Source organism: Legionella micdadei, from assembly GCF_000953635.1.
GTDB lineage: Bacteria > Pseudomonadota > Gammaproteobacteria > Legionellales > Legionellaceae > Tatlockia > Tatlockia micdadei.
In genome coordinates this window covers 1,736,731-1,762,525 of record NZ_LN614830.1, presented here as the reverse complement: position 1 = coordinate 1,762,525, position 25,795 = coordinate 1,736,731, and the positions used below count along the sequence as shown (strand labels likewise).

The window sequence follows — 25,795 nt, the reverse complement described above, 5'->3', positions numbered from 1 at the left end:
AATTAAGCGATACTGCTACTAAAAAATGCGACTTCAATATCACAAGTTGTATTAGGAGTAAGAAAGCTAATCGTATCCCCTGCATATACAGTACGTTTATATTCAATAGTTCCAGCAATTAGTTCAGATTTAGAAGATGTTAATGTTCCACCTGCGGGAACTGCTGCAGTATCAGTTCGTGAACACCACACCCATCCGTTTGGCTGGACACGAACGTACATAATCCAAATAGGAAAATTAGAAGGTACTGTTACTGATTCAGCTGTATTAGCTGCTAAAGTTGCTGTGAAAATATCCGTAGGAAATTGAGGGGCGTAAGCATTATACCCTTGCAAATCTCGGCCAAAAATTAGATCTACCGACATAAACACATCCTTATGTTTAAAATTATGTTCTATTATATCAAAGTTTTATAAACATGTTATAAAAAGTGCCGGATTGTGTGATATTAAAAGGAGTTTGTGAGCCTGTTCTAGTGACTGATCCCGTAGTCAAAGTAGAAATCACTCCAGGAGGTGCCGATAAGTTTGCTGTGCCACCTGCCGCAATACTATTGATATAACCAGTTCCAGGTGATAACGGATCGTGCGTATGATCTACTAATTCATTTAATAATTGAGTATGAGCATGCTCGCCAATCGAAACGCCAGTAGTATTTGTTCTGACTTCAAAAGTTCCTGATGGTGCTGAATAAGCAACAACTGGAGTGCCTGCTAAGGCATTCGCATAGGTTGTCGCAATATTAAATGTTAGCGCAGGTATATTTAAATTAGTTACATAATAAACTGCATTAGCAACAATACCTGTCGGTAAAGAACCAGTTAAAGCTACAAAAGTAATTGGTTGACCAACGAAAAAAAATGTACCATTTGTTGCGTTGACAACCATTTTGCCACCGGAATTAGTAAAGGTAATCCCTTGGGTGTACGAGCCGCCAATAATTGCTGAAATGGGTACTGTACCCATTAATACATTGCCCATAGCTTGAGTTAAAGCTAATTGCTTATTGGCGTTAAAATCAGCTATTGCTGTTGATCCGTAATTTGTTGCGGCTCCTGCACTCGAATAAATCTGAGCTATAGCATTAAAATTAGATCCCGTATCATAAGGTTGAGCAAAAGACCAAAGCATATTATAAAGCTGCCATACATCAGGATTTTGTCTTGTTGTTGCATTTGATGACGCATTACCAATCGTTCCATTGTTCATTGGCAACCACCCCAAACACCATTTATTTGTTGAATTGTAAAAAGGGTTAAAACTGATTCTTATATCGCCAGTTCTTGGGCTGCTTATAATTGAATTAACATAATCATATGTTTGGAATTCATTTGCTGGAATAGTTGTAGAAGTTAAATATATAGAAGGCTTCGTGAAATTGATATCACATACTAAATTCAGAGGCATTTGAATTTGAATATAAAATGCATCGTCTTGACCATTTCCAAGTGTTAAACCCACAATGTCTGGAAAAACATCAGTAATAGTATATGAACTCCATTCGGGATTCAAAGTTATTGTACCTATACTAACCGTAGCAGGTGATGATGTTCCAGTACCTGTAAAAGTTAATAACCTTATATCAATAACATTTTGACCTGCTGCAGTACCTCCAGCATTTTGAGCTTGTATAGAAAAAGTAAAAGGTTGATTGGCCAAATTTTGCAAATGCAATGCAATTGGAAATTGATAGTATTTGTAATTTTCTCCTGTACCTGCCGAAGTGCATTGATGATTAATATAATATTCCGGTGTTACATAATTACTAATAACTGTTGTAGTTGAAGCCAAAAAAGGCATAAATGTTAGATTATCATTTGCAGTTTTATTGCTTTTAAAAAATTGAACATCAGGCATGCTAAACCCATCATGTTGGCTTGGTGATACAACAAGATTGGTAACTGTATTTAAATTCACACTAGTGAAAGAAAAATTAGGATAATTAGGCTGAATATTTCGCCAGAATCCATTGTTTACGATTAAATTATTAACACCAGCACTTGTAGCATTATTTCTAATGTTACCTAAAAATGGAAAATTAGCTCTAGTGATTTGGTTAGTTTGAGCATGATTAACGATGGTTATATAGTAAGGATCTTTTTTTGTTTCATCAGTTTCGTCATAAGGATAAAAAAAAGGAATAGTATCAACCCCGTTGATATCACAAATTGTGCCTGCACCGCTTAAAGTTAAAGGGTTTGGAAGTGGCACATAAGTGTAATTTCCAGGCTTTCCTGATTGGTAATACCAATTTTTTAAGGTAGTACGGTTATTATCATGATAACAAGTGATAGTTCCTGCTGCCATCGGTGTACCGTCTTTATCAACCAAATAATCTTGTAGCATGGGTGCTGCTATTAGCAAAGCCGTGTTTATATTTGCTGACATGATAATCCTTTATTTAAATAATTTAGATAAACCATAAAGACCAGCGCCACCTAAAATTGTTCCGGTCGCTGAACCTATTGCATATTGACCAGCTTTAGATGTAGCTAATTTTCTAATTAATTCACGCTGCTGTATTTCTGGATGAGAATATCTGCCAATTTTAGCTTTGAATTTTTTTTCTTGAGCGATTGCTTTAGCAAAGTCACGTGGGGTCAGCTCATCTTTTAATAATTTTTGAACTGATTTACTTTTTAAATAGGGCACAAATTCAGATTTATATCCATGTCGAGCATTAATATAATTCAAAGCTAAATCAGGATTACCACTTCTATTTAATTGCGTAATGATATGCTTTCTTAATGCTTCACTTATCTCTTTTGCTTCTTCTTTAGCCTTCCTTTCTATGGAGTCTGCTGGCCTTCCTATTGAGTACACAAATTTACCCAAATCACTTTGAACCTCATGAGCTGCTTCAAGAGAAGGTTTTTTATTGTATTGTTTTAAAGCATATACTAATTTGCTATTGCCGCCTTTTTGCAATAATTCTTTATCAAATTTGATAGGATTATAATTGCCTGCATATCCCCTATTTTCAGCTTCTTGAATGATATGATTAAATTGATTGGAATATTTTTTTTCAGTATTTTTCATTGAATTAATAACATTTGAAGCAATATTTTTAGAACGCAATTGAGAAATTTTTTCTATTGCTTGACCTGCTATTGGTAATGCTGCGCCTGTTGCGGCTCCTAAAAGGCGATCACCTTCGTCCGATTCACCCAATAATGCGCCACTAATAGCACCTTGAAGCGACTTACCACTTAATCCGGCTTTTGTTCCTATTCCTGTGGTTTTACCTATTAAACCAGCACCAGAAGAATATAAAGGAATTTGGCTGCTAATTTCTCCAGCACCAAAAGCCAATCTTGATAGCAATGAATTATCTATATATTGGCCTAAATTAGGGTGTGGAATTTCATAGCCTAAAGGGTTGGCAACTACATTACCCAATGATGCTCCAATGTCTCCAACACCTTGCAATAAACCGCCGGCAAAAGCAGGAAGTCGTGTTCCTTCAATAAAATTATTGAATTTTTCAGCAACATTTCCAGCTTTCTCGATCAAACTTGGCTGTTTTTGGCCTATTATTTGCAATAGCTCTTCATCGCTATATTGTGAAAAATCTTTTTTAGCCATTTAATTTTCTCGCAGTAAGTCGCCTTCGATATTCTTGCTTAGCTTCATCAAAAGTGATTGGAGGTTTATGTTTAATCAAACCCTTAATAACTGGCTCAAATTTATCTAATGGAGTCGCTTTTGCCGCAAGTTCGGAGGCTTTTAAAGTTGACATGCCTTGTTCAACTAACTGAGCTTGTAATTTAGCCCTTTCTTTTAAAGCGCTATTGATCAAGAGCTGTGCTCTTAATTTTCCTATAAGAACATCTGGAAAGTCTTGGGGGTTTGGTTTAATTGAGTTAACGAGATTTTGATCGCGACCTGTCCACGCCCCTTTAAGAGAAGACGCTATCTGCAATGTAATTTCTCCTGATGCTGTTTGCAATACTCCTAACAGTTGTTTTTGAGCAGGCGTACCAAACCATTCAGATAATGGTTTTTGAATTTTACCTGTAACATTTCTAAACTCTGGATTATTTTCAACAGAATTTTTTAATTCATTTAAAGCCAAATCTTGATTTCCTAATGTGTTAAAGGCATTTACTGAGTTTTGATAAAATTCAGACCTTGCTTTACCTAATCCCGATTGAAATGCTTTTTCTTCCGCCGTTAATCCTTGTATGCCTGTATCAAATATTCCAAATGGAGAAATTGCCATTTGTTTACCATTAACATCAACAATTTTTGGCATTCCTAAACCTAATGCTTGCTGAGCAATTGCCGCTTGAGCATAGCCTGGGGCATTTGAATTAATTGATGGCCTGTTAACTTCATTTGACTGAGGTGCTTCAGAAAATGCGGGCATTCCTTGGCCTTGATACATCTTTATTGGTTGAGATGGACTATTTAAAATATTCCCAGAACCACCACCTAATAATTGCTCTCGAATCATTTGCAATAAACGCGCTTTATCAGCAGTTGCTTTTAGCTGCTCAATTTGGGCTTTCTTAAATTCAGGCAAAAATTGATTCTCAATTTGAGCCCCACGTTTTTGCTCTCCTAATAAACCCGCATGAGCTCCTCGCAACCCAATCTCGGATTTAATATTAGGCTCATACCACTTATTAAATAGCTTGGCTTTTTGCAACTCTTCTTCAAGTGTAGGCTGTAAATATCGTGCTTTAGAAGCTTCTGTGTAACCACCTAAAATGTTTTTTATTACATTATTAAGAGGCTGCTCCATTGGCCTTTCTGGTTGATAACCATAAAATGTAAAAGCCATTATTCACCTCCTAATAATCCGCCGATTTTGTCACTAATGGTTTTAAAAGGAATAAATGCAGACAATGTCCCTAATCCTTGTCCTATAGCATTCCATTTTGCATTCTGTCTTGCAGCGTTTAATTGATTTAGATTTTGTTGTCCTGCATAAGATAATTGACCTTGTTGGGCTAGTGTTTGGGCAATCATATCGGCTATGTTAGTCCCTGATTGCAAACCTCCAGTGTAAAACCCCTGTTCACCGCCAAGCCCTTGATTATATAAAGGCAGCGCTCTATCTATCCAATTGTAATAGTCTTGATTAGCTAAATTAATTGCAAGTTCCATAGCTCGTTGTTCATGCTCAGGACTGCCATACATTCCTTCGGCAGCCGCTTTATGACCTGCGCCTTGCAAAGCTTGCTGTAAAGCAAATTTAAATCCAGGGGACTCATGAAAAGACGCCCCAATCTCATTAACTTTACCACCAGGATTTTGCAACAATGCACCGTATTCTCCTCTAAGAGTCGGAATTGCATTAATACCTTCTGAATAATAAGGCGCCATAAAAGGCACTGTTGCAGATGGTATTTGCGTTAAATAAGGCATTGCGTTAGTTGCCGGATTGGTATAAGCCATGATGATTTGTCCTTAAATCGCTGTCCAGACAGCACCTCCTGTGCTGCCAGATGTCGTGCAAATGTATAATGCATGACCTGTTAAATCATAATAAAACCAAGATACTTGTCCTGCTTGAGCTCCATTCGGATTACCAGAACCCAAAACCAAATAACTTAAAATATTCCACTGTGCTGCCACTATATTCGGCGGATTCGCATTGTCATATGTTATAACAAATTGCTTCGAGACACGATTGGTTGTATCAAAAACTGTCTTGCCACTTATATCAGGTATATTTTGTGGTAATGGAGAACCAATCAAGGGAGTATAAATAGTCTGGATATTGGCTATATTCGTTGCACTTAATCGCGGAAATAAAATACCTTCATTTGAAAAATTTTCTTGAAGCGCTTGAAACAATGAAGATAAACCAAGACTCCACAATGGGCTGAAATCCCCGTCTTTATTGATAACGGGAACTTCTCTTGGCAGGTCTGGAAATATTGCTTGTAATTGTAAGGGTTCTGCTGCCATTATGTCCTCGTATTAACTATTCCATCCGTGGCTACAAAACGCCCCATTCCCCAAAATTTAAATTGCGGGACAAAATCATTCGCAATGCCTGCTTGCCACCACATTAAACGATTTTTTCTCACTCCAATGGGCGGCAAATAGTAAGCCCATTCATTACCGAATGTGGCGCCACCATCTGTGGAAATAGACAAATCAACATGCGGTAACGAAAGATTTGATGTACCCGTATTGGCTTCTTGTTGGGCTATAAATGGCACTGAGGTTGCCAAATTGGTTTGTTGGGTCACAATGTATTTATTATCTTGTGTTTTTAATAATTGCGCATCTTGCGTAGCCAATCCTTGGAAATCACCTTGTGTCCCTAATATTTTTTTATCTTGGGTTATTAATAAAATGTTACCTAATGATTGTTGCTGATAATCAGTCTCGCCACTTTCAATAGTAAAGCCAATATCATTAATAATTTGATAGTCTTGTTCAGGGGTTCTTATGTTTTTGCATGTCCTAATACGGGGAATTTCGTGTGTTGTTAAATTACCTAAGGAATCAACATCATCATAAGTAGTAATAGAGGTATCAAAAGCAAACAGATTTCCATTGTTTTTTGTTACAAAATAATACTGATTGTTAAAAAATGCCACTTCTGCAGCGATAAAATAATTTAAGTTTTGATCGCAAGCATGATAAAACTTATCTGTCATAAAGTCATAAAATAATGATAAATTATCTGAATAAAAATTGATGTGATAAAACAAATGACCGTCTTGACGATATAAAAAAGCCTGAGAATCCTCAGGGTTTTGTAAGGTTGAAAACAAATAATCAATGCCATCCGTTGTAATCTTTCGAGGCATCCCCCCATCAGAATACATGATGATCGGCCCTGACTTTTCATTTTTTGCAAGCCATACAACAAACTCATCCATGTAAGCTACCGTTGCAGGCTGTAAGCAACCATAATCAATATTAAATTGATTGTTGCGTTGATAAGGAAAAAGCTGGGCGCCAGTATCAAACCATGCCTCAGTTACGATTGAACCCATTACAAAAATCATGTTTCCTTTTGATGGGAAGCGTACCACGGCTTGCGTATTATCCGGTTTTGTTTGCAATAGACCCACACTTGAGGAAGTAGATGGCCATGATGTCCCATCGTTGCTAGATGATAAACGCCAAGTATTATTAACAGGAGCACCATTGTAAGTATCATCAGAAGCAGCCAATATAAAGTACGTATCATGAAAGGTTAGGTAACCTGGCACAAAATCAAGGGGTATCGATTGAAATGATGGGGTTAGAGTAGGATCGTAAATATAAAACGCCGTTCCATCAGAAAATCCGATTTGTGGCTTATTGTTTTCGGCAATGTAAACCACGCCTGTTTGAGTCTGTAACGTGCCAATACGAATAACCTGATCATAAATCACTTTTTCTTTTTTTTGTGAATAAACAATGTTCACTAAAAATACATGAGCGCCAATCACAATTACTAACCTATTAAATTTAGTACTAGTAAAAACCGCGCGCCCTTCCTTACCATTTAAAAATTCAGCAGATGAAATGGCTCTTTTATAACCTGCATAAGGCACCATAAAACTATCAGAAACAAACATGTTGTAGGTTTTTTCAATACTGATTTTTGGATAACGTCCAAACGTACTTGAACCCACAATATTCAAAGGAAATTGTCTAAAATTTTGACCCCTAACAATCACTTAATAAATCCCTTTTATTAAAAGCCCTAACAAAGTAATATTAAGCGTAAACACAAGCCCCATTATGTAACGAACATTGCGCTTCAATTCTTTTAAATCATCTTGAATAGACAAAATGCTTAATTCAGCATGTGTTAGCCTAGTATCATAAGAAACAAAATTTTTATTTATGTTTTCTTTCATATTAACCGTCCTTGGTTAATTGTTTATTCTTGATGTTTATGTTCTTCTAAATATTGTATTGCTATAATAAGTCACGGACGCCAGCCCATACCAATATTTACATCTCCCCAATTATATCCTGGCTCTCTATTAGCATTTAGAATCGTAAGCTTCTTCATTGACATATCAGGCGGACTTATATACATTAACTTTCGCTTGTAACTTGCTAAAATCTTTTCTGATTCAGGGTTAAATAAAACACCATATTCGCTGCACATATATTGAGCAAGTGCATATCTTAAGTATTCAAGATAGGCAGCGTCATAGCCTTGTATGCCGTTATTAATAAATGTATAAGTTGTATAGTTCGGTATGTTATAGGGGTTAGTGAATGTCTCAGTTACATTTTGTAAATCGGTGTTTAAATCAACATCAACTAAGAAAATCTTAACTTTCATCTTTATTGGGTAAGCCTGGTCAGGAATAAAGTACATCCCAAAGGTTCCACCGCCAACACCCCTGTCAAAGTTCCATGAGAAAGGTAAGGTATAGATATTATCAACGCGAGACGAACCAAAATAATTAGTTCGACTTGTTGTTACCATTGGATAACGGACAACACCGATATTAAAAGTAGAAGTTTCTATGTCAGCCACATTAGGCAAAAAATAAAACTCTTGTGTCGGTGTCGCATTAAAAGTAATGTATTGCCAATATGGAATTAAATCAGTCTCAATCTGCTTAAAATTAAGCAAATCATTGAGCATTTGAAGACCGTCATAGATTTGATCGCCCGTAGGAACTTGTAAGTTTCTTGCTACAATTCCAGATAAAAACCAGGAGCGACTAATAAGTTGTTGCGCTGTATAAGCCATATTATCGCTCCCTTTAAAGAGACAAATTACACTAAAGCAGGGTATGCAGTATTAGAAACCCCTGTCCATGAAGCCACAGCTACAGTTACAGCATCAGAACCAGATGTAACTGCATAATCAATTTCAGGTTTTGAAGCCCCAACTCCTGCAATAACTTGAACATATTGAGTTTGTGCAACTCCTGCGGCAGCGCCAGTAATAGTTACCAAATTACCCGTAGCACTTGAGCCAGTTGGTCTAAACTGCACTGTGTCGCCAGCAGCAGCGGGGGTAAAAGTTACAAAAAGCCAACAAATAACGTTAGGCAATGTTGTTGTAGGAACTGCTGAACTTGTTGTTAAGTCAATTGCTGTAAAAGATGTTGCTGTACCACCAGTTAATACAGTGATTGCAGGGCTATTAATATAAGTTAATGCGTTAACCATATTCTGTGGTTTGCTTGTTGCATAAACGAAATGTTTAGAACCATCAGTTTTTGCAAAACCTAACAACCTAAATGAATCATAGCCCTGAGGCATAATAGGACTTGCATTTGAAGTCAATGACAAAAGCCCCGCTACTTGGTTATAACCACTTGAGTCACCAATTAAATAAATAGCATATTGGGTACTTGCTGCAATACTTCCAGTATCTAATCCATTCGCTCCATTAACCTCTGAATTAATCAAAATCGGTTGTTGGTAATTTTGAAATAAAATTGCAGGATTAATAACATTGTTAGAATCAGGCCAAGAAACGGGCATATCAATCACATCATTACCATCTCTTGCTTGTCCAGGCGCAATTGCAATTACTGTCGTAGATGCATAAGAGATATTAAGCCCTGAGATATACAAATGAGGTAATTGATAGATTGGATCGTTTTGTATTTGTGGTTGCGAAAAAGTTGCCATTTTTAAATTCCTTAATAAGTTAGTAGTAATTCCCTCATTCGAGGGAATTAGCCGATTAACCTTGCGATAACGGTACGATAAACCGCATCGAATATTCAGGAACGATCACGGAGCCATGTGTTTCATCATAAATCATTCCCGTCTCGTTTTGACCGAACAAAGAACCATAAGTGAGTCGCAATGAAACACCAGTATCCTCATCATATTCATTTGCAGTATCGTAAGGGCTTTGCTCTGGCAACTGCGGCATTGCAAGATAAAATGCGTCACCACCTAAAATCCCGCCACAACGATGCGATGGCAATCCTAAAATTTGCATGCCCGCTTGAATCGGATTATTTAGGTTTTGATTCTGACCACCTGCCCAGTTCAGCGCCGGAGTAATATTGATAGTTACAACACCAGCAGCGTTAGCAGCAGCGTTAGCAGTCGCTCTAAATTGAACAGGGTTAGCACTTGGAAAGTGACCAATATAAGTTAAATAACGCATGTTATCAAAACCGACAACCCCATCTTGGAAACTAAATAAATCACCAGCAAATACCGCATTTGCATCACTTGCAGTAGCACCACTTACAGTAATTTGCGTCACGTTTTGGCCTGTTGGGTCGTTAGTAGAAACAACAGTTAAAACTTGCTGATTCACCCCAGTATTACCTGAAACATGAATAGGCATTAAGTTTGACTGGTAATAACTAACAAGCGGAGTTCCAAAGTCACCGACTTCCCAGGACATCGCGATTTCATCGTTACGATGTGGAACAAATTGGTTAAGACCATTACCAACAATTGAAGGCACTACCGTATCAGGGAGATAAACTTTAATGCCTTCTGCAACAGAGCCGTAGTTTTTGAAAAACATAATGGCTTGTGCAAGTTGTTGGTAGGAAGTTAACGCCGTTGTTCCGTTACCATAATAACGATATGGTCCGGAAAACGTGTTAAGAGTATTGTCTAATTGACTTCTAACAGCAGATGCCCAGTTAAGTGCGACATTGCCTTCAACTTTGGTCGCTAATTCAGCAATAGCTGATTTACCAAACACACGCATGTAATCTTCTTCACCTTTTTCTAAATTAAAGATGCGTTGTTGGCTTGTTACACTAAAGCTGGTGTTGTTGGCTTGGTCACATACCAAAGTTTGTACCTGCTGAACCGCTGGCTGGAATGAAGCAACTAGACCAGCGACTGTACTAAAACGTGGAGGCTTATCAAAAGTAATTGAGGAACCTAAGTTAGCCTGAATTTTGTCAAAATCTATAAATTTGGTATTTGCTGTAGCTACATGACAGCATAAGTTTTGCAATAAAGCCAAACCTGAGCGTTGATAGGTTTGTACCTGTTGTAAAATGTTATTGGGGAAAACAGCCATTGGTATCTCCTAACTAAATATCAAGTTAGGATTCAGGTGATTAGCCTGGATATTTGCGTTTATAATCTCTCACTGACAAAGGCAATCCTGAATCCATTCCGGTGTTAGAAGGTCTTTGTTGTGATAATGGTGTATTGGCATGTTTTATTTGCGAGGCTGTCTCATTGGATTTAATAGACTCCGAAAGACGTTTCATCTCGTAAATAGCATCTTGTGGATTATGTTGACAAGCAGACTCAAGTTGATAGAGCTTAGACCTGTTTTTAGCTAAGTCATAAAGCACATCTGATGCGTTATCCACGTATTCAGCTAATAGTTGAACAACATTCGGATAATAACGCATATCTACACTATTCGTTACTGTGTCAAAATCTTGATATTTATCTTTGCCAGTCGCAATTTTTTGTTTATACGTATCCACGATACGTTGAGCTGCTTCAGCATAGGCACGCTCTAGGCTTTCTTTTTCCCATTCGCTTTTTTGCCTGCTGAGCTCTTCCGCTGCAACGCGTTTAATATCTTCCTCTGATAAATAACGCTGCGAATTAGCGGCTTGTTGTGGTTGCTGAACTTGTTGTTGTTGCCTTTTAAAACTTTCAACAGCTTCATGTTTAGCACGTCCAACAATTTCATTTAATTCTGATTGCTTAAACAATCGTTCAGCTTGTTGCTGAACAACAGGTTCAACTGGCGGCTGATTCATATCAGACGCGTTATCCATAACACTATTATCCATACATTCCCTTCTAGCTATTTCCCCGCCACGGTAATACCTCTGCCTTACGAACAGGTCTCGGATTATTACGCCATCACGCTAAAAACTTACCTCGCATATCGCACGAGTCTCGATGGATGGGTTGCAGTCCTTTGCAAGATGAAGCATCCATGAAGTGAACTTTAAATAAAGTCTAAATAGTGAACAAGTTGTTATGTGCTTGATAAGAATAGATTGTTCTTTTTAAGATTAAAATGTTCGTTTTAATACATTGATGGAAAGATAAGTTATTAATATCATTGCAATAAAGTTATAAAGAACAAAAAGGATAGCTATGCTTAAAATTGATGGGATAGAGTATTTAAGCGATAAACAAACTGCGGCTAAATTTGGGCTTTCACGTTCTTGGTTTAAAAATGCGCGTTATCAAGGTAATAGTCCGCCTTATTATAAACTGAATGGTAAAATCTATTACACAGAAGAAACCGTGAACAATTGGTTTAAAGAGAACTTAAAAAAATGTAGGTCTGAACAAAAGAGGTAAAAGCTCAGACCTATAAGGCTACATAACGAGATAAGACATAATTATAGTGCCGTCTAATGCGGTTGCTGCTGTATTGTTATAAATTGTCAATGTTGCAGTTCCAGCGCCAGGCACGCATTCAACAGTGATATTTTTAACAGTATTTGTACCACCTGCTAATGTAATTTGCACTGATGAAGATGCGGTGATGAAAGTATTTGTCCAGGTTATGGCATAACTTGCCCCACCTGCGGTGGTTAGTGATGAAGTGGTTATAGCTCCAGCCATTCCATCGGCGGTTACAGCATTAGCCGCTTCGGTGCCATTTACTTTATTAGCAACAATGCTTGCACCTGCTGCAAGGGTATTTGTGCCGTGGTCTAATAAGAAATTAGCTGTTGCAGCGGCGGGATCTGGAATACTAATCACCGATGCTTGCCCCATCGAAGCATTACTTATAGTGGTCGTTGTATTACCTGTATTAGCAACAGCCGCTAAAACTAACGACCCTTTATTAGCAGCAGATGGAAAAGAAGACAATGTACCTGCCGTACCTGAAAGACCTGCAGAAATATTACCTGGATTAGTAACGTTGGCCGCTGCTGAAGAAATAGTACCCGTTGTATTGGTGAAATGAGCTAAATAATTGGCAGTAGTCGGGAGAGTAACTTCCCCAGGGTTTGCCCAGGATGACAGTGTAATTTGCCCATTTGAAGCAGCAATGCTTACTGTGAAAATCCCAAAACTTCCAGACTGGGTTTGCTGATTATAACTATAAAGTGCCATAATAATATCGGCATCAGATAATGGCGTTGCTGAATTAATATTGCTTTGATTCAAATACCCCGCTGTTGTAACAGTACTTAAATTATCGCCAAACACTGCAAATTTAAGATTTGGGTAATTCCCATTTGTCATAGGAATGGGAGTAGGAAACTGAATTACACTAGTCATTTTATATCCTTATTAATTGATTAGCTTGTCCATAAGCTAAATTATTTTAAGCTTTTCTTGGGGTTAATGAATCGCCTCTTCTACTCCAGTTTGCTTTATCGCCTTTTCCCATTTTGCCATGATGACCTTCAACGTCATTTCGCTCATGCCGTCTTTGAATGACTCTTGAAATTCCTTCTTGATGAGTATCATGAACCATACGATTATCAATAAACCCCTCTTTAGGCTTATATTCATGAGAGGAATGATGCATGGGTTTTTTATGACTAGAATGATGCTTATTATGTGTCATGGTGAATATCCTTATTTTTTACGAAGCTTTGAAAGTGTTTTAGCTAGATTAGCCTGACGCCGAATAGTTGGGTTTTTACCGTGTTCAGCTTTAGCTAATTTTTTTGCAGGAATTTTTTTTCCTTCAGGAACGCCAAGTTCTCTATGAAGTTTTCCTGGGTGCTTGATGGCTTTTTGTATCCATTTTTTATCAGCCATTTTATTGCCCTTGTTTCTTATTTTCAACAAACTGCACAAGAAGTTGTATAGCCTTGTCGAGTTCATGAATTAAAAATTGCTGTATTAGAGGCTCATATGCAACAAGCTCTCTTTCTAAAATTGCAATCAAGCCATTAGTGATTAAACTCAGCATTTCTTCTCCTTAGCATATTGGCTTTTTCATAGGACGCCTAGTTTTATTGGTGTCCTTGGCCACTGGTTTTACTGATTTAGCAACAGACTTAAACGCTTTCTTTTTTACTTTTTCTTCTCGTTGGTCGTACGGACTAACGCTAATTGTTGTTTTCTTCTTTCTTTGTTTAGCATCCATTTTTCTATCCTTTCTACACGTTGACTCATGTTGTTAATTGCTTCGACTACAAGGTGACAAGCTTCTTCGAATTCTTGCCGCTGAGATTCTAATGATTCACAAACCGCATCAAGACGTTTTTCTAAATCTGTCATTTTAAAGAACTCTTCTTAACCATTTTTTTAACTAACGCTTTATCTTCTTTTATGTCAGCATGTTTTTTAGCATGCTCTAAATGTTCTTTGGCTTTTTTATGGTGATGTTCGGCTTTACCATGATGATGCTCAGCATGTTTCATATGGTTTTCTGCTTTCTTCATGTGGGAATGATGTTTTTTCACGACTTTCTCCTTTTGTGATTGAACAGGAATCTTAGCTCCTGATTTACGTGCTTGATTAAGGCTTGCAGCAATAGCCTGATTTCTTGGATGACCTGCGTCAATCATCTCTTTTATATTCTCACTAATTATTTTTTTGGACTTTCCTTTAAGAAGTGGCATGATTGAGTCGCCCTAAGGTTATGTTTTTGCAAGCCCTAATTTCAGGATTGCCATAAGTCCAACATTCGCCAGTTTCTTTAATGAAAGTAACCCAGTAAAGATTATCTTCTGGGCCGTAATCAATTAAAAAATGGGCTAATCCTTCACCTTTCGGAGTCAGGATTGGAATAGGTGGGTTTAATTGTAAAATCATGATTTCTTAGCCCATACGGTTTCATAAAGATTTCTGCGTTCTTCAGGATTTGCACCATCCATGTGATTTCTCACCGCATTTTCAAGCTGTCTATCATTAAGTTTGTAAGTCTTTTTTAGCTCTTTAAAGGTGGCATTATGTAAGTCTTGCCAGGTCACTTTCGACATTTATTTCTCCTTGTAATATTTTGTCTAAATAATTAACTTTATTTTGATAATCTTCAAAAGACATTCCGACAATGTTTTCAATAAACTCTTTTAAGCTCATATTCTCTTCAATTAAATCAGTGTGCATGCCTTTCTTTTCCTTCATCAGCTAATTTATGATGCCTATCAAACGCCGACATAATATGCTTGTGTGTCATGTCATGGCGTTTAATTTCCAAGTCAACTTGTTTGGCAAAACGTTCCGTCATGGCTTTTACGAGCTGTATATTAGCAGACTGTTGACCCAATCTTAAATCTGCTAAAACTTTGCGCTCATCTTGTTGTAATTTTGCCATATCAACAGCAAATTTTTGTTGATTTTGCGCTTGTTGTTGTTCTAGTTTCGTCATCTCAATTTGTTGTTTCATTACCGCGGGGTTTTGTTGTTCTGCTTGCATTGCAGCTTGTTTTTGCTGCTGATATTCCTGCAGCCATTCATCAGTTAAAGCTTTAAGCTGTTCAATGCCTCTGCCTTCCATGTTATCGAGCACAAAATTAAGTCCTTTTTCGGCTATAAATTGTGCAAATAAGGGTGACATACCCATCATTTCTTTGATCATCATAATTGTTCGTGATTTTTGAACTTGGAAGGATGCACCCGCTTTTACAGAAACATTGAGCAAATGACTTTCAAAGTCAATTGGAAACCCATCTTCTTGATTGATTTTTACATATTGACGCTTGCCGTCATCATCGCGAATTGGGATTGTCCTTGGGGTTGTGAAATATTTGGGCATTAAATCAACATAAATTTCTGCAAGCCTTTGGAATCCTTGCAAGCATCCAACGATATACGGCATTGCTGTTGCATTCGATTGACTAGCCGCTTCAACAATTGCGATCCCAGACAATTGGTTATTGTTTATTCCTAAACTTGCATCGTATGAACCTAGTACGTTTTGTATTAAAGAATCAGTGCCCGTAAAAGCTTGCGCAATCTCCGGCGGAGCCGGAACCCTTTGTACTTCTCGGATTGGATTATTGATTGGCATGCTTGGATCGTTTTCATATACCGAGTTGTAAACCACCACGTTAGCTTTTTGAACATCTTTCAATGCCTCTTGATAAATATCTTCTTTAGGAATAGCTTCTTTTGCTATCATAAATTTATGCTGAACTGTGTTTTCAATTTCATTAGCAAGAGAAATACCAGCCCAGTTTTTAAGCCGTTGCGCATCCTTTGCATGATATACATACGGTCTAGTAACTTGCCTGACGTTGCCATTTTTAGGTGTTTTAATCATCATTGAATTGCCGTCAATAAAGACCAATGGCAGATGAGAGAAATCAGTTTCCTCATACTCAATGACTTGATTTTCAATTAATCGATACCGTACGATTCTATCTAAAAATGTTTTTCTTGGTTTGCCGACAATGGTGGGTGGCACCGTAATATCATTCCATTCATCGACAATTTTACGGTATTGTTTCATCGTCATGACACGGCCATCTCTGACCTGCACAATCGTTTCCTCTTTACGAACCTTTTCGTAATAATCGGCAACAACAATGATTTGACTGTTATCGTTAAGATATGACCAGTTAAACCCTGCAAAATCACGTCTAAAGTTTAAAGTGTTAATTGGCGTGTCGGGATATTCTTCTAAAAATTCGTCTTTGTCTTTGGGGAAAAGTTCAAAACAAAAATTGCCATCCCCTTTATGGCTAAAGCGAGCAATTTTATCAAAACCGGATAAAGTGGGTTCACAACGGGTAAATTTAATAACCTGATTCATGGACATGGCGTGTTCATAATCAGTATAAACTTTTACAACACTAAAACCGCCGGACAACAAATCTTTATATACTTCATATCTCAAATGCTCATTATCTGAGTCCATGAAGACATGTTTTAGATGTTGTTCAACAACTTTAATAGTAACAGGATCAGCTTTGTTTTCATCATAAGCATTGACTTCAATATCAGGTTCTTGTTTTGAAAATTCGCCAAGCAATCGACTAATGTAAGCTTCAAGCACATTGAATTCAAGTTGCGGTCTATTTATTGTCATAAGCAACGTAATTTCATCATTCGTTAATGATGATTCAAAAACAAACTTACGAAATTCGTTAAAACTGTCATAGTTATGCTTGAAATAATCATGCGCGTTTTTAACTTTTTTCTTAATACGCGCAAGATTATCTTGATAGCGCTTTGCTACGTCCTTCATTACCCTGTAGCTCCTTTAGCAAATCCTTTGCTTTTAAGCCCTTATTGTATCTTATTTGATTAAGATTTATAATATTTTTGCTTTATTTAGAACTAGAAGTAAAAATCCCTTGTGAACTGCAAAAATTGATAGCTCTATCAATGTCTCCTATATAGCTGATGGAGCTATCTCCCAAAAGCATTCCTTCTCAATCGATTAATGTGAGTTTGATTTAAATTGATATTCTGCCCAATTTTTTCATAGTCTGGCGCATTTGTTGTATAAATTAAAGTCTTATCTATTAAAGCTATTTTAATTGCATCTGCTGCTGTGTCTGCGATATCATCCCATCGGTGGGTTTCATTTGCTGTAATCTTAGACATATGGTCAATACACGCTTTGACATGTCTTCCATACTCTGGAAATGAAACTCGTCTTTCTGCAATATAGGGCTGAACTTCCAAAAAGCGCTTGGTTTTATTACCCTGCTCCCTTGTTCTTGGAATATCCATCAAACGAATTGCCCGAATTTCATCTAATAGACTAAGCAGTGTACCGCCAGTTGATTTTTTCTCAATCGCTACTAATTGCGGTGGCTTTTTATAGCGCATGCATTCTTGCCAAAAGTCCAAAAAAGTTGGTTTTAAATCTTTGGGTTCTATACGGCATTCAAGCGTATCAATCCAGTGTAAGCCATATTGACCTGTCTTAATGCCAAATGATTCGATTTCATATAATCCCCAGAAACTAAAGGCAGTAGCATCATTGTAACTTTTAGACGTTTCGGCCGTATCACAAGTAATGAATGTGCATAATACGTTCGGTTCTTCATTCAGCATGACAAACCATTCCGGTTTAAATAGTGCCCCACCTGCAGGGATTGGGTCTTGTTGATATTGACTTGCAAAAACATAAGAGTCGTGTTCTTTCTTTTTAAGTAACATTTCTAAAGGTTGCGCTTCCGGATACATTGCATTTCCTGCTTCATCAATACTTTTGATAATGACTTTGCTCCATTCATAGCCGTCTTTGCCAGATAATAAGTAGGCCGCTAAGTCGTCTTCATGGAGTCTCTGGCCGATGAAGATAATAGGCACGCTGATTCCGCGGGCACGCTGTTGGATAGTTTCTCTGTAGTTATCAATAACTGATTGTCTAATTGTGTCTGAATGAACTTCATCTGGTTTATGAGCGTCATCAATGATGACCGCCCCAGAAAATCGTTCCAATCCAGGCAATCCTGCATCTTGACCAGTAATCGCGCCACCCGAGCCGAAAGCTGCAACAGCTCCTCCTTTTGTAGTTTGGAAATATTCTTTTGCTTTTGAGTCATGTCTAATTCTCACATTAAATAAGTATTGATACTGTGCAAGTTGCATAATACGTTTGATAGTTTCGGTATGTTTTGCGGCGAGCACTTTAGAATATGAGATATATAAAAATCTTGAATCTGGATTGTTTGCCATTGTCCATGCAACCCAAAAACAAAGTAATGTTGATTTTCCTGAGCCTGGGCTTACGTTAATGATTAATCGATGATTAGGAATTTCAAGCCTTGCAGCTTGAGTTAATGCTTTAGCAATAATGATATGATGAGACTCTCGGCCTGTAGGTAATGAGATAATAAATTTACGCCCTGTTAAGATAGGGTAAAAGAATTTAGTGAATTCGAGCAAACTGCCTTTTAAACGTGCGGCGAGGCGTTCATTATCCTCTTTGAACATCTTTTATTAAATCCTTTTAACAATCAATCGCTTTGTCGCTATTTAATCATTATGTCGCAACAATTTATAGACAGTTGGTGCAGATTTTTCTATCGCTTGACCAATTGATGCAATACTTAGCCCTTTTTTCTTCAATTCCTTTACTTTTGCGCTTAGCTTCATGTCAACGGGAGGACGACCTAAGTGTTTTCCTTTTTTCTTTGCGAGATCTATGCCTTCTCTTTGGCGATTACGAATCATATTTCGCTCAAATTCTGCAAAAGCACCCATCATATGCAGCATTAAAGTTGCAATCGGGTCTTGCTGTGATGTAAAGGTAAGATTTTCTTTGATAAATTTTACAGCAACGCCCTTTTTTACAATTGTTTGAATTATTTCTTGCAAATCGCGCAAATTTCTAGCAAGCCTATCGATACTATCAACAACTAGCGTGTCGCCTTCTCTGATATAATCAATGCATGCTTGCAAGTTAGTTCTTTCTTTGATACTTCCTGTGACCACATCGACAAACTCTTTATCTAACTTGATACCTGCTAATTGCCTTGCAGTATTTTGACTCTGAGATGATACACGAATATACCCCACTGTTTGATGATTCATAAGCTAACCTAATTAAAGCAATACATAATAATGTAGAACGACAGGTATAATAATAGAAGTTATTATTAGTCCAATAGCCAAATTAAATTTGTGATCTATTTTATTAACTTTCTGTTCAAGTTTGTCAAATTTATAATCAATATGCTTAAACAAAGCGTCATGAACCCTTAGTTTAACTTCATAATCAATATAATTTTCTTCTGCTTTTGTAAAACTGCTCATTTACGTCTCATTTTTTTATGAGCGCAGCATACCTTTTTTTAAAATATAAAAAAAGGTCTATTTTGTGATTATTTTTATATTAAAATGCAAAATTAGATTTTCTAAGATAACGTGTACCTTTTTTAAAACGTATTAAGCTTGCTGAAAATAGTGTTGGCTGGCTCAGCGACGAGGTTCACCAATGGTTGAAAGAACGTTCTAATTCAACACAGGAGACAGAATAATGAGAAAGGCGATGGATAATTAATCTCAATGATGATTAAATGCTTTCATTTAAGTCTTAATGACACTTATGAAAAATATTATTGATAACATTACTATTATTGCTTTAGTAATAACTATGCTTTTTGTATTATGTCAATCATTGTACGATTATTATTTATCTTCATTATGATTGATTTATACATCGCTGATAAGTGCGTCACAGAATGGGGTCATTTTGAAATCATAGAACGTTATCATTATGACTTTGATGTTGAAAAAATTTGGCTATCAATTTATCCAGATTCTACTAAAAATTTCAATTTAGAGGGCTTGACGGGTAAAGAAGCGGTAGAAGTATTGAGCCATGCAATTGAAATACTCAGTTTGAAAACGAACAATTTTACTCAATCAATTCATGATGATTTAGAGCGCGCTTTTTACACATTTGTTATTTTTTTAAACATATTATTAGAAGCAAGTCGAAGACATCCGAACGGGGTTTGGTATAACCCAATATCTCATTATTAAAATTTTATAGTAGATATTTAGAATGTTAATAAACGCGTTGTGTTCGTATCCAGTTATCTCGTTAAATTAAATTAAGGAATTGAATATGCTAGACGACTTAAACGAAGATGAAAAGATAAAAGCTGCAAAATCTTTACTTATAGAAAACAGTAAAGCGCATTATCTATTTATTAAAAGATGGTTAGAACTTTTTGATTTTGAATCTCCTGTAGATAATTTGATTGTTCATTTGACGGCAAAATTTGTTTCTTCGATCGGCGGTGGTTTAAGCCATGAAATTGAAAAAGCAGTGAAATCAGGAGCCAACGAATATACATCTGGACAAGCTGTTGAATCCGCAATTAAATTAATGCGCACAATGGCTAATGAAATAGAAAGCCATCATTTGCATGGCGAATGCGGCAGTTGTTGCGGTGAAAAACATTAATGAATTAAGGATGTAAAATGCATAATGAAGAAGAAGAAACTAAACTTTTAACGTTCGGTCAACTAATACAAATTAAGCAATCGGCCTTCCTGAGGCAAGAGAGAGCCTTTTATTGACGTCCGCAATCCTAAAAATTGTTAACAACCCATTCGGCTTTTCCTACCTTGACAATTTCTTCATATTTTGCTCGATAATAAGCTTGCCCACCTTGTTTCCCGTTTTCTCCTAAAGCTTGTACATATCCTTGGACACCCCAGGATTTTATTTCACTTACAACCATAAAGCAGCCGGCAAACATTTTATTACGTGTTTTTTCTGGGTCTAATTGAACAATGTCATTTACTTGTATAGCAGAATCTATTTTTTCTGAATGTGTAGAACCCATAATCAAAGCTTCACTACACCATTGCAGAACAAGGCTTATCAATTCGTCTTCTAATTCATTTTCTTTATATTCTCTTAAAACGTGTTGAACTTGCTGTTGAATCTTATTTGTAATTTTAATTTCCAAAATACACCTCAATATAAAAAAAATTAGGTGAAAGTAGGCAGGAATTGCACCTGCTCATAGCGTGGCCTGGTGCCAGTAACACTTGCATTTCTCAAAGCAACTAAGTCATGTTGCCGTAATGGAATTCGTGGCCTACAATCCAGGTGTTTAACGACCGTCATCAATGCAAGGGGTTGCTATCACTCACTCTTTTCGCGTGTCCCTAAACCACGCCGCTACTTTCATTTATCTTTGCTATAAAACGGCGACAACAATCCGAGAAATGCAGCTGGAGCAATAAATAATAGAAAAAATATCAATACAAAAAAGAAACCAAAAACATTTTGAATAAAATCATTTATAGTCATTAAAAAATCCTTATAAATGCCCATTCGCGCGCTTCAGGGCTGGAAGCAAAGGATTAGCGCTAAAACCTGCAGTCTGCTCATGGAGTGGTAAACAGAAGCTTGGCAGATTTGTTCGTTTAGCAATATTAAATCAACATTCTCGCTTATATTCTTGATCTAATTCTTTACGGCGCTGCTCTAAATCTTTGTCCATTTCATCATCTTTTCCATCATCAGTATTAACTGTTTTTTCAGAATACCATTTTGGGTTTAATCGTGCAGCACTCCAGCGCAAAGCTTCCATTTTTAATTTAGATCTTCCTAACATTCCGTTATCAATTTTCTCATTCCCATCTTTATCAAAATAAGTCGGAATATCATTATGTACTTCAAGCATTTCATCAGCAATTACATGAGCTTGTTGTTTTTTTGCTTGCATATAATTGTCGAAAAAGTCACCATATAGATTAAGCCAATTATAAATTGTTTGTCTATCAGGCAAATTGTGCAATTTTATTAAAGTTGTCAATCCTACTGGATTAGTGGCTATTAATTTACAAATCTTATCGGCAAGCTCTTTAGAATATTTTGTAGGAGCTCCCATTTTTGCTTTACCGGTCATCCTTAACCTCTCAAATCAAATTTTATCGTACGTTTTTTGAAACATTTTCTCAGCTTCCTGCCGAGATATTTTTGGATCTAATTTCATAATGTCTTTAATTGCATCTTTATACGCTTTACTACGTTTATCAATGCTACGATGCGATAAATTATCGCTATCATTTTCACTCCAACTATTCCCATAACCATCACATTTATCGCAATCAGTTTGTATCATCCCATTACCAAAATATTTACCCGTTCCCTTACATCGATAACAAAGCATAAACAATCCCTGCCTTTGAGTTTAGAAAATAATAACACAGCGCATAAATAACACAAAAACTCAATCGCTTAAATTATCTTCCGTTAAAAAATCCGTGTACTTGCGCCAATTGCTATACTTCTCTTCATAATTCCCATTAACTTTCGAACGCTTGTTATTTTTGTTCGCCGCAACTAAAGTCCTAGCCCCACAGCTTTGACATGTACGACCTGGTTGCAATCGAACACTATGACAAAAATAACACTCATATGATTTATATTTAGCCATCTCTTACCATCCCCAGCGGTAAATTTTATTATTTTAAAACCTGGTCTGGCATTCCCATATCTCGCCAAACTTCCACAAATCGTTTTAGGATAGAGATCTCCAACAACCCTTCTCTCATAGCGTCCTTATCAAAATCGTCTAATAGACGCGTTGAAATTAGCTTTGGTGGCAAATTAAGTTCTCTGCCAATATTAAAAATTATTTTTTTGCACTCACTATCTGTTAAGAATGCCATTTCAAACTATCTCCTAGTATTAGTTGCATTTGTGTTCTGAAATGATCATTTGACTTACAGTGCTGATAATATTTAGCAATATAATTCTGTTTCTCTTTCTCACTCTGTTCATCTCGTTTATCTTCAATTGCACGATGGATAGGCTTAAGCTTGCCGCTTAGAAAATCTCTAATTGCGATTTCATAATTACGATAAAAAACAAGTTGTGTCTTTTCTCGACTATTCGTTTTCATGAAATATCTATCACTTTGCTCAAGCGCATGATGAATTACTGAAAACTGCTCAGTGGATAATCCTTGCAATTCACCGTTTCGTAATAAATCATAAGCTTTGATATAAGCTATTTCTTTAGGCAACAGATCGTAATCTTCTTCTGAAGTCTTACACCATTTAAGAAACTGACCAATTGTTGGCGTGTTGATTGGACTCTCAAGTCTGCAGCGTTTTACGCCCATGCTAATTTGCTCAATGCGATTAATTCCTGAATCCATAAACGCTCTAGTCCATTGAGATTTTTCATTATCAATTTTTTTCTGATTGCCCTGATATTGTTTCTCAAATCCTCTGCATATCGTTTCAAAAAATACAAATAGACGATTTACCACGGCAACTGACGAAGGATCTAAATCTTTTTTTATTTCTTGCTCTTGACGACGCTCGAGAAAAGTCTTCGAATCAATGACATCACTTATTTTTTCCATGCTAAAACCCTAACTCATTTTCATAAAAATTCTTGCCCCAGTCGGTGCTTAAATTATTAATTCCCGATGATGACTGAGGTTTAGTAAATTGAAACCATTCGAAACGTAAAGATTGCCAGCCACTTGCAACCATGGTTTCAAAAGAATCAACGGGATTTATGCCTTGCTGTTCACACTTCCAAAGCTCTTTCTTGATTTTATTCCATGCAGTAGGAGTTATCGGAGCACGTTTCTTATTGCGAGTAGTTAACCAGTCAGCAAGCATCTCGACCGGCAAATTGAAAGGATTGTCAGCTCTTAAGTCTTCAAGCGTTAAAACAGTTTTTGTGCCACATTTTGTATTTTTATTGCTCTCTTTGTTTTCACAATAATCAGACTTTTAAAGACGCTAGAGATTCACAGCATTGAGAGATTATCCCTCTTTTGGTGAAAAAATTATTTTTCACTGTAAGTGAATTGGCTGTATAAACACATAGGTGTGAGTCGGTGCATGTATCATCAAAGCGAACTGCTACAGTTAACAATATCAAGACAAAATAAGCTTGTGTAATGTAAATGAACTTCTGTGAGAAACTGAAGTGACAACTATGAGTGCCAAAAAAGTTCGCTTATTTAGAATCATTTGAACAAAGAATTTACATATATCAGAGCAAGATAATTTAATGCCCTGTTAAAATTGACAAATCAATGTATAATATGTACTTATTTTTTTCATTCTAAAACAGCCAATGTCATTCCCGGATAAAAATGGAAATTTGTTTACTGCTGTCAGAAGACTTCAAAAATACTTACACGCATCTCCTTGTAAGGGAGAAGAAAAGTTCATAAGAATACTTTTGCATGGCAAACAAGCCTCTATGAAAGTCAATTTTGATGGATTAACCAAGCAAATGCATCGTCCTGACATTCATGAATTAATTCAAATAAAAAAGAACATCTCTGAAATAATTCATTCAACGAATAATTCAACAGCATTCATTAATTGTTTGAATAAGGTAGAAAAAGACATTGATGCAGTTATTCATTATTTTAAACAAATTAGGAATAAAAACGGATTATTTACACCCCAAAGGTTCAAAACCTTTAATGAACTTTACTCTGATACTGAAAATAGCTTTCTTGGCAAAATTATTTTGCCTTTACACCAATCAATGGATTTTCGCTTAGGCAATCTACCCGGTGCTTGCGCTGGGTATGTCCTTGAATGGATTAGATGTCTTTTGCTTAATAAAAATCCTTTTGGGATTAATCCAACTAATCCCCCTTTTTTTAAGCCTTTAAAATACAGCCTGTCGACAAATAAATATATAAGCCTCAATCATACTATTCCCGTTAATTTAAATATCTTTGAACTGCAAAATACACACTATGATTTGGGTAAGTTATCTAAAAGAATCAATAACGAAACTGCGAAATCATTCGAAATTAAAAGCGAAGTCGTTGTGAGCGAAAGGTTTTTTTACCGCACAGAAATGGTTGCTCAAGATATCATAAAAAATCTTACTGAATTTCCTAGTTGCTATTTTAATTTATCAATGTCTAATTTGTCTGCGGGACATGCCATGGGCTTCGGCAAAGATGAGAATGGGTCTTATCATTTTATAGATGCAAATAGTGGATGGTATTTATTTGCAGACAAAGATAATTTTCAAAAATGGTTATCTTATTATTTTAAAAAAATGGGTTATGATCAGAGATACTGTTCTTACGAAATTATTTCTTACGCATTACTAAAATCAGAATCCAAGAAAGTGATACTCAATTCCATTATTAAATCACTAGGCAGCGTTTTTTACGAAATATTTTTGGTATTCGCCATTTTTATTAATTACCTTTATCAAAAAGTTAAATTACTCGTTAATTTTGTTCATACAGGAGAAGAATTTAATAAGGAAATGGAAGAAATTGCGTGTCATAGCCCTGTTCAAGAGCCAACTAAAGATGACAATTACCCCGTTGAAGAAAAAATCCTCAAAAATGCCTCAAGCTCTTCAAGTCTAGATGGGTTACTTGATTTATCTTCCCGTGAAATTGAACAGAAGAAGGAGCAAATGAAAATGAATCCACCAATTTGGCAGCAATGGAGTCTTCAACAGCCCATTACAGAGGATGATGAATTATTACAATTGAAACCACGCTAATTAAATTAACCAGACTTTTCTGAATATGATGAAAAAAGGAGGCTTGCA

At 36.5% G+C, this 25,795-nt stretch carries 36 protein-coding genes; 5 read left to right on the top strand and 31 right to left on the bottom strand.

Annotated features, from left to right (window positions below; genetic code table 11):
* Window positions 1-2: 2 nt before the first annotated feature.
* From LMI_RS07805 to LMI_RS07750, 12 genes are all read right to left on the bottom strand, one after another.
* Window positions 3-365, bottom strand: coding sequence for a hypothetical protein (locus tag LMI_RS07805; RefSeq protein WP_045099297.1), 363 nt, complete (start codon window positions 363-365; stop codon window positions 3-5).
* 37 nt (window positions 366-402) lie between these two features.
* On the bottom strand, window positions 403-2,388 hold the full coding sequence (locus tag LMI_RS07800) for a hypothetical protein (protein ID WP_045099296.1): 1,986 nt from the start codon (window positions 2,386-2,388) through the stop codon (window positions 403-405).
* Between the two features lie 9 nt (window positions 2,389-2,397).
* Window positions 2,398-3,585: a hypothetical protein gene (locus LMI_RS07795; protein ID WP_045099295.1), complete on the bottom strand. Its 1,188-nt coding sequence runs from the start codon at window positions 3,583-3,585 to the stop codon at window positions 2,398-2,400.
* Window positions 3,578-4,786, bottom strand: a complete 1,209-nt coding sequence (locus LMI_RS07790) for a hypothetical protein (RefSeq protein WP_045099294.1) — start codon at window positions 4,784-4,786, stop codon at window positions 3,578-3,580. Before LMI_RS07790 ends, LMI_RS07795 begins: the two co-directional genes overlap by 8 nt.
* Complete coding sequence (locus LMI_RS07785; RefSeq protein ID WP_045099293.1) at window positions 4,786-5,403, bottom strand: hypothetical protein; 618 nt, start codon at window positions 5,401-5,403, stop codon at window positions 4,786-4,788. Before LMI_RS07785 ends, LMI_RS07790 begins: the two co-directional genes overlap by 1 nt.
* Before the next feature lie 12 nt (window positions 5,404-5,415).
* Window positions 5,416-5,919 carry a hypothetical protein gene (locus LMI_RS07780; protein ID WP_045099292.1) on the bottom strand — a complete coding sequence of 168 codons (504 nt, stop codon included), beginning with the start codon at window positions 5,917-5,919 and terminating at the stop codon, window positions 5,416-5,418.
* The gene (locus LMI_RS07775; RefSeq protein ID WP_045099291.1) at window positions 5,919-7,634 is read right to left on the bottom strand and encodes a packaged DNA stabilization protein; all 1,716 of its coding nucleotides are present in this window, start codon (window positions 7,632-7,634) and stop codon (window positions 5,919-5,921) included. The genes LMI_RS07780 and LMI_RS07775 overlap by 1 nt, the downstream gene beginning before the upstream one ends.
* Entirely contained in the window at window positions 7,635-7,817 is a 183-nt protein-coding gene (locus tag LMI_RS07770) for a hypothetical protein (RefSeq protein ID WP_045099290.1), read from the bottom strand.
* A gap of 71 nt (window positions 7,818-7,888) precedes the next feature.
* Complete coding sequence (locus LMI_RS07765; protein ID WP_045099289.1) at window positions 7,889-8,671, bottom strand: hypothetical protein; 783 nt, start codon at window positions 8,669-8,671, stop codon at window positions 7,889-7,891.
* A gap of 26 nt (window positions 8,672-8,697) precedes the next feature.
* Window positions 8,698-9,564 (bottom strand): hypothetical protein, encoded by an 867-nt coding sequence (locus LMI_RS07760; RefSeq protein ID WP_045099288.1) that lies wholly within the window; start codon window positions 9,562-9,564, stop codon window positions 8,698-8,700.
* Between the two features lie 55 nt (window positions 9,565-9,619).
* Window positions 9,620-10,936, bottom strand: coding sequence for a major capsid protein (locus LMI_RS07755; RefSeq protein WP_045099287.1), 1,317 nt, complete (start codon window positions 10,934-10,936; stop codon window positions 9,620-9,622).
* A 40-nt stretch (window positions 10,937-10,976) separates the two neighbouring features.
* Window positions 10,977-11,672, bottom strand: a complete 696-nt coding sequence (locus LMI_RS07750) for a hypothetical protein (RefSeq protein WP_045099286.1) — start codon at window positions 11,670-11,672, stop codon at window positions 10,977-10,979.
* A gap of 313 nt (window positions 11,673-11,985) precedes the next feature.
* Between LMI_RS07750 and LMI_RS07745 the strand changes: the two genes are divergently transcribed.
* Complete coding sequence (locus tag LMI_RS07745) at window positions 11,986-12,195, top strand: helix-turn-helix transcriptional regulator (protein ID WP_045099285.1); 210 nt, start codon at window positions 11,986-11,988, stop codon at window positions 12,193-12,195.
* Window positions 12,196-12,213: 18 nt separating this feature from the next.
* Here LMI_RS07745 and LMI_RS07740 read toward each other — a convergent pair whose 3' ends face one another.
* The 13 genes from LMI_RS07740 to LMI_RS07695 form a co-directional block, all read right to left on the bottom strand.
* Window positions 12,214-13,128 carry a hypothetical protein gene (locus tag LMI_RS07740; RefSeq protein ID WP_045099284.1) on the bottom strand — a complete coding sequence of 305 codons (915 nt, stop codon included), beginning with the start codon at window positions 13,126-13,128 and terminating at the stop codon, window positions 12,214-12,216.
* A 46-nt stretch (window positions 13,129-13,174) separates the two neighbouring features.
* Window positions 13,175-13,420, bottom strand: a complete 246-nt coding sequence (locus tag LMI_RS07735) for a hypothetical protein (RefSeq protein ID WP_045099283.1) — start codon at window positions 13,418-13,420, stop codon at window positions 13,175-13,177.
* Between the two features lie 11 nt (window positions 13,421-13,431).
* Window positions 13,432-13,617 carry a hypothetical protein gene (locus LMI_RS07730; RefSeq protein ID WP_045099282.1) on the bottom strand — a complete coding sequence of 62 codons (186 nt, stop codon included), beginning with the start codon at window positions 13,615-13,617 and terminating at the stop codon, window positions 13,432-13,434.
* Between the two features lies 1 nt (window position 13,618).
* Complete coding sequence (locus LMI_RS15330; RefSeq protein WP_153280301.1) at window positions 13,619-13,771, bottom strand: hypothetical protein; 153 nt, start codon at window positions 13,769-13,771, stop codon at window positions 13,619-13,621.
* 104 nt (window positions 13,772-13,875) lie between these two features.
* The gene (locus LMI_RS07725) at window positions 13,876-14,082 is read right to left on the bottom strand and encodes a hypothetical protein (RefSeq protein ID WP_045099281.1); all 207 of its coding nucleotides are present in this window, start codon (window positions 14,080-14,082) and stop codon (window positions 13,876-13,878) included.
* Window positions 14,079-14,426, bottom strand: a complete 348-nt coding sequence (locus LMI_RS07720; protein ID WP_045099280.1) for a hypothetical protein — start codon at window positions 14,424-14,426, stop codon at window positions 14,079-14,081. Before LMI_RS07720 ends, LMI_RS07725 begins: the two co-directional genes overlap by 4 nt.
* Complete coding sequence (locus LMI_RS07715; protein WP_045099279.1) at window positions 14,413-14,619, bottom strand: hypothetical protein; 207 nt, start codon at window positions 14,617-14,619, stop codon at window positions 14,413-14,415. The genes LMI_RS07720 and LMI_RS07715 overlap by 14 nt, the downstream gene beginning before the upstream one ends.
* Complete coding sequence (locus LMI_RS15325; RefSeq protein WP_153280300.1) at window positions 14,616-14,786, bottom strand: hypothetical protein; 171 nt, start codon at window positions 14,784-14,786, stop codon at window positions 14,616-14,618. The genes LMI_RS07715 and LMI_RS15325 overlap by 4 nt, the downstream gene beginning before the upstream one ends.
* A complete protein-coding gene (locus LMI_RS15320; RefSeq protein WP_153280299.1) occupies window positions 14,755-14,913 on the bottom strand; it encodes a hypothetical protein in 159 nt (52 codons plus the stop codon). The genes LMI_RS15325 and LMI_RS15320 overlap by 32 nt, the downstream gene beginning before the upstream one ends.
* Window positions 14,903-16,996 (bottom strand): portal protein, encoded by a 2,094-nt coding sequence (locus LMI_RS07710; protein ID WP_045099278.1) that lies wholly within the window; start codon window positions 16,994-16,996, stop codon window positions 14,903-14,905. The genes LMI_RS15320 and LMI_RS07710 overlap by 11 nt, the downstream gene beginning before the upstream one ends.
* A gap of 164 nt (window positions 16,997-17,160) precedes the next feature.
* Window positions 17,161-18,699 (bottom strand): terminase large subunit domain-containing protein, encoded by a 1,539-nt coding sequence (locus LMI_RS14890; protein ID WP_052679489.1) that lies wholly within the window; start codon window positions 18,697-18,699, stop codon window positions 17,161-17,163.
* A gap of 42 nt (window positions 18,700-18,741) precedes the next feature.
* Window positions 18,742-19,299: a recombinase family protein gene (locus tag LMI_RS07700; RefSeq protein WP_045099277.1), complete on the bottom strand. Its 558-nt coding sequence runs from the start codon at window positions 19,297-19,299 to the stop codon at window positions 18,742-18,744.
* A gap of 12 nt (window positions 19,300-19,311) precedes the next feature.
* A complete protein-coding gene (locus tag LMI_RS07695; RefSeq protein WP_045099276.1) occupies window positions 19,312-19,521 on the bottom strand; it encodes a hypothetical protein in 210 nt (69 codons plus the stop codon).
* A 131-nt stretch (window positions 19,522-19,652) separates the two neighbouring features.
* On the opposite strand from LMI_RS07695, the gene LMI_RS15815 reads away from it, so the two are divergent.
* From LMI_RS15815 to LMI_RS07685, 3 genes are all read left to right on the top strand, one after another.
* Entirely contained in the window at window positions 19,653-19,745 is a 93-nt protein-coding gene (locus LMI_RS15815; protein ID WP_082050781.1) for an AlpA family phage regulatory protein, read from the top strand.
* A 130-nt stretch (window positions 19,746-19,875) separates the two neighbouring features.
* On the top strand, window positions 19,876-20,253 hold the full coding sequence (locus LMI_RS07690) for a hypothetical protein (protein WP_045099275.1): 378 nt from the start codon (window positions 19,876-19,878) through the stop codon (window positions 20,251-20,253).
* Window positions 20,254-20,338: 85 nt separating this feature from the next.
* Window positions 20,339-20,680: a hypothetical protein gene (locus tag LMI_RS07685; protein ID WP_045099274.1), complete on the top strand. Its 342-nt coding sequence runs from the start codon at window positions 20,339-20,341 to the stop codon at window positions 20,678-20,680.
* Between the two features lie 127 nt (window positions 20,681-20,807).
* Here the strand turns inward: LMI_RS07685 and LMI_RS07680 are convergent, their stop codons facing one another.
* From LMI_RS07680 to LMI_RS07655, 6 genes are all read right to left on the bottom strand, one after another.
* Window positions 20,808-21,191 carry a hypothetical protein gene (locus LMI_RS07680; RefSeq protein WP_045099273.1) on the bottom strand — a complete coding sequence of 128 codons (384 nt, stop codon included), beginning with the start codon at window positions 21,189-21,191 and terminating at the stop codon, window positions 20,808-20,810.
* 477 nt (window positions 21,192-21,668) lie between these two features.
* Window positions 21,669-22,139, bottom strand: a complete 471-nt coding sequence (locus LMI_RS07675) for a terminase small subunit-like protein (protein WP_045099272.1) — start codon at window positions 22,137-22,139, stop codon at window positions 21,669-21,671.
* Between the two features lie 15 nt (window positions 22,140-22,154).
* Window positions 22,155-22,403: a hypothetical protein gene (locus LMI_RS07670; protein WP_045099271.1), complete on the bottom strand. Its 249-nt coding sequence runs from the start codon at window positions 22,401-22,403 to the stop codon at window positions 22,155-22,157.
* A 295-nt stretch (window positions 22,404-22,698) separates the two neighbouring features.
* The gene (locus tag LMI_RS07665) at window positions 22,699-22,905 is read right to left on the bottom strand and encodes a hypothetical protein (protein ID WP_045099270.1); all 207 of its coding nucleotides are present in this window, start codon (window positions 22,903-22,905) and stop codon (window positions 22,699-22,701) included.
* Window positions 22,893-23,606 (bottom strand): replication protein P, encoded by a 714-nt coding sequence (locus tag LMI_RS07660; RefSeq protein ID WP_045099269.1) that lies wholly within the window; start codon window positions 23,604-23,606, stop codon window positions 22,893-22,895. Before LMI_RS07660 ends, LMI_RS07665 begins: the two co-directional genes overlap by 13 nt.
* Before the next feature lies 1 nt (window position 23,607).
* The gene (locus LMI_RS07655) at window positions 23,608-23,871 is read right to left on the bottom strand and encodes a phage replication initiator YdaU family protein (protein WP_045099268.1); all 264 of its coding nucleotides are present in this window, start codon (window positions 23,869-23,871) and stop codon (window positions 23,608-23,610) included.
* A gap of 592 nt (window positions 23,872-24,463) precedes the next feature.
* Between LMI_RS07655 and LMI_RS07650 the strand changes: the two genes are divergently transcribed.
* The gene (locus LMI_RS07650) at window positions 24,464-25,747 is read left to right on the top strand and encodes a hypothetical protein (protein ID WP_045099267.1); all 1,284 of its coding nucleotides are present in this window, start codon (window positions 24,464-24,466) and stop codon (window positions 25,745-25,747) included.
* Window positions 25,748-25,795 lie beyond the last annotated feature (48 nt).